The organism is Nitrospiraceae bacterium, from assembly GCA_020632595.1.
Taxonomy (GTDB): Bacteria; Nitrospirota; Nitrospiria; order Nitrospirales; family UBA8639; genus Nitrospira_E.
The window spans coordinates 1-3,302 of record JACKFF010000044.1; the positions used below are offsets into that span (position 1 = coordinate 1).

The 3,302-nt window shown below is 51.3% G+C and carries 6 protein-coding genes; 5 read left to right on the forward strand and 1 reads right to left on the reverse strand.

Features of this window, described 5'->3' with window-relative positions; all coding sequences use genetic code 11:
- The first annotated feature begins 519 nt into the window (after positions 1-519).
- The 5 genes from H6750_21600 to H6750_21620 all read left to right on the forward strand — a co-directional run bounded on the left by H6750_21600 (position 520) and on the right by H6750_21620 (position 2,667).
- Positions 520-792: a BrnT family toxin gene (locus H6750_21600; protein ID MCB9776904.1), complete on the forward strand. Its 273-nt coding sequence runs from the start codon at positions 520-522 to the stop codon at positions 790-792.
- The gene (locus H6750_21605) at positions 770-1,000 is read left to right on the forward strand and encodes a CopG family transcriptional regulator (protein ID MCB9776905.1); all 231 of its coding nucleotides are present in this window, start codon (positions 770-772) and stop codon (positions 998-1,000) included. Before H6750_21600 ends, H6750_21605 begins: the two co-directional genes overlap by 23 nt.
- A gap of 169 nt (positions 1,001-1,169) precedes the next feature.
- The gene (locus tag H6750_21610) at positions 1,170-1,718 is read left to right on the forward strand and encodes a transposase (protein MCB9776906.1); all 549 of its coding nucleotides are present in this window, start codon (positions 1,170-1,172) and stop codon (positions 1,716-1,718) included.
- A gap of 344 nt (positions 1,719-2,062) precedes the next feature.
- Positions 2,063-2,278 carry a DUF2191 domain-containing protein gene (locus tag H6750_21615; protein ID MCB9776907.1) on the forward strand — a complete coding sequence of 72 codons (216 nt, stop codon included), beginning with the start codon at positions 2,063-2,065 and terminating at the stop codon, positions 2,276-2,278.
- Entirely contained in the window at positions 2,275-2,667 is a 393-nt protein-coding gene (locus tag H6750_21620; GenBank protein ID MCB9776908.1) for a PIN domain-containing protein, read from the forward strand. The genes H6750_21615 and H6750_21620 overlap by 4 nt, the downstream gene beginning before the upstream one ends.
- 362 nt (positions 2,668-3,029) lie before the next feature.
- On the opposite strand, the gene H6750_21625 is transcribed toward H6750_21620, so the two are convergent.
- Positions 3,030-3,302, reverse strand: a 273-nt coding sequence (locus H6750_21625; GenBank protein MCB9776909.1) for a hypothetical protein, incomplete at its 5' end; no start/stop codon positions are given.

Here is a 3,302-nt window from a genome sequence, read left to right on the forward strand (position 1 = left end):
GGTACGTCACCTATCCCGGGGACCTGCGTTCGACCTACCGCTTCAGGGTCCACCCGTCGGTCGGGTTCTACATCTTCGGGTTTCGGTGTGCTCAGGGCGCCCCGTAACCCTTGGTTCTTTGCCCCTTTTCCCCTTGGTCCTTTTCTTGTTTTGTCTTCATCTTTTTCCAAGGAGGTGTCCTATGGCGACGACAGGTCTTCCGACGGTGGTGTCGGATGCCTATGAATTGCTCAAGTGGCTGGTGGATCATGTCGGCAAGTGGGTATCTCAGGTAGGGCGGGCATGGCCCGCCAGTATCATTTGAACAGGTGGGCGGTGCCCACCCTACCAATTTTATCCGAATGAAACAGGTAATTTGTTCTCTGCCGGATGAAGCAAGCCATTGGCCCCTTGCAGGACGAACGCAAACAAGGGGTGGGAAGTTTTTCCAGCAGACGGCTCTTGCCTGGTGAATATTATCGTATTTAGTACGGGTATAATGGAATTTTACAATAAAAATAGTATAATTATTATGCTGTTATGGAGTTTGAGTACGATATTGAGAAGCATGTCAGGAGCCGAACCAAGCACGGAATTGATTTTGTTGACGCTCAGGCGTTGTGGGATGATCTTGACCGGCTTGAAATTCCTGCCAAGACGAGTGACGAACCCCGTTCAGTGGTGATTGGAAAAATTGGCAATAAGCATTGGTCGGCTATTATCACCATTCGAACAGGCCGCATTCGATTGATTTCTGTTCGACGTGCTCGACTTGAGGAGGTGGAGTGGTATGAAAGCGAAAAATTTCGATGAGCAGTTCGATGCGGGAGAAAATGTCACACAATATTTGGATCTCCAGCAGGCTACTCGTCCTGGCCACGGACAGCGGAGGGTCAACGTCGATTTTCCAGCATGGATGGTTGATTCCTTAGACAAAGAAGCGCGGCGGTTGGGCGTGACGCGGCAGGCCGTAATTAAAGTGTGGATTGCGGAGAAATTAAAAGAGGTTTCGGTCTCCTGACTCTGGCCTGGTGTTTGGTTCTCCCCCAACACCCTTCCAAAACTCAATATCATTTGCCAAGGTGGGCTCTGCCCACCCTACGAAATCTTTTTTCAGGAATGGTAGGGCGGGCATGGCCCGCCAATATCATTTGAGACGGTGGGCGGTGCCCACCCTACGAAGAATCTTTATGCCCCAATATCGTCGAGCGCGTATTCCAGGCGGCACGTACTTCTTTACGGTTGTCACTCATGCTCGCCAGCCCTTTCTCACCCATCCTCTTTGCCGAACCATCCTTGCCAATGTGATTCGGGAGGTGCAATTGGCCCATTCTTTTTCCCTGGAGGCCTGGGTGTCTCTTCCTGATCACTGGCATTGTGTCTGGACCTTACCTGAGGGTGATGCCGACTACTCAAAACGGTGGGGATTGATTAAGGCCAAATTTTCCAAGCAAACCAGGTCTTTCCTTTGCCCAACAGGAGATTGTTCCAACGGTGATTCTCGTAAACGGGAGGCGGCCATCTGGCAACGGCGATTTTGGGAGCATGTGATACGAGATGAGGCCGATTTCCGAATCCATCTCGACTATATTCATTACAATCCCGTCAAACATGGGCTAGTCGACCGCGTGCAAGATTGGCCGTATTCATCTTTTCATCGATTTGTGGCCCAAGGAATGTACCCTATTGATTGGGGAGAGCAAGTCGATTTGGCCGAGTCTCATGCGTTTGGCGAGTGAGTGGTAGGGCGGGCACGGCCCGCCAAAATCGTTTGAACAGGTGGGCGGTGCCCACCCTACAAACTCAAACATGGTATTTGATGAATTTGGGGTTGGGGGAGAAAAGGCTAGTCTGTGGTTCGTGTGTCTCTTCAGGACACAAACCTTTTCTGCACCCGTTTCCTCCCCTGATCCCGTGAAAGGAATGGTAGGGCGGGCATGGCCCGCCTATATTATGTGAACCGGTGGGCAGTGCCCACCCTACAAAATTACCTGCCCATCCGAACTCGTCATTCCGGCCAGTCATTAGTCGGAATCTTTGTTCAGTCTTGCAAGATCAGATTCATCATCGTATTATAGATCGTATGAAGGTGACTGCATTATTGCCAGACAAGTTGGTAGAAGAAGTTAAGGCTCACGCCAAGGGGCAGACTCTGACCGAGTCCTTAACGCTCGCACTAGAGGAATGGCTTCGGTTAAGGAAACTTGCCAAGTTAACCTCTGAAGTTCAAGATCGTCCGCTTGAGTTTTCAAAAGGCTTTACCGCTTCCCGCATTCGTAAGTTGAATCGACAATCATGATTGTCGTTGACACCTCGGTGTGGGTCGAATTTTTCAAATCACGCCCGTCCTATTTTCTTCCGTTTCGATCCCTCTTGGATCATCAGCAGGTCGTTGCCGTGGAATGTGTCTTTGGCGAGCTGCTGCAAGGGGCTAAATCGGAACGAGAACGATCCATTATTGTCGGGTATTGGACGAACCTCCCAAAGCGTCCGGAAGAGGGGCTCTGGGTTGAGGCCGGGACTCTCTCTGCTAATCATGGGTGGTTTTCGAAAGGGGTGGGGCTGATTGATGCCTTTTTACTCGCTTTCATCCGAGCCTATGATTTTCAATTGTGGACTCTGGATAAGAAGCTCGCTGCCGTGGCCAATCCTGCCGAGTTGTTCCATCTCTCTCCCGATAACGAATGAGATTGTTAAAGCTCCATTTTAAAAAACTCAAACATGCCATTTGATGAATTTGGGGTTGGAGGAGAAAAGGCTAGTCTGGCGCTCATGTGTCTCCTTGGGACACCAACTGAGAGGTAGAAAGCATGGGTAGGGAGGGCATGGCCCGCCAATATCATTTGAGACGGTGGGCGGTGCCCACCCTACAAACTGATTGTGATGAGCCAACAGAGGGCTGTTTCTGGCTATTATTCTACCCACCTGAACTCGTCATTCCGGCAGGCTTTTAAGCCGGAATCTGGTTGAGGCAGCAGTCCCACCGTTCACGTAGTTCCTTCCCTTACAAAGAGGAAGAAAAAAGGAAAGAATGGCTGTGATGGGGGAAGTTACCGTTGGGTGTACCAGCGGAGGCCGCCGCCGGCAGTTTTGAAGGCTGGGGGTTGGCCTATGCCTAACCCGCCCGGTTTTTCCACCAGCAGGACTTTGAAATCCCACAGGCCGAACCAGGCTGGATCGAGCACATTGTGGTAATGCAGGCCGTTGATGTTGCGGTGCAGGTCTCCCAGAGCGGTTTTGAGTTCGCGTTCGGTATATGCGCGGACAGAGAACGGTTTCTTGAGTTCCTGGCAGAATCGCCGCAGGGTATAGGCCGCGCCGGT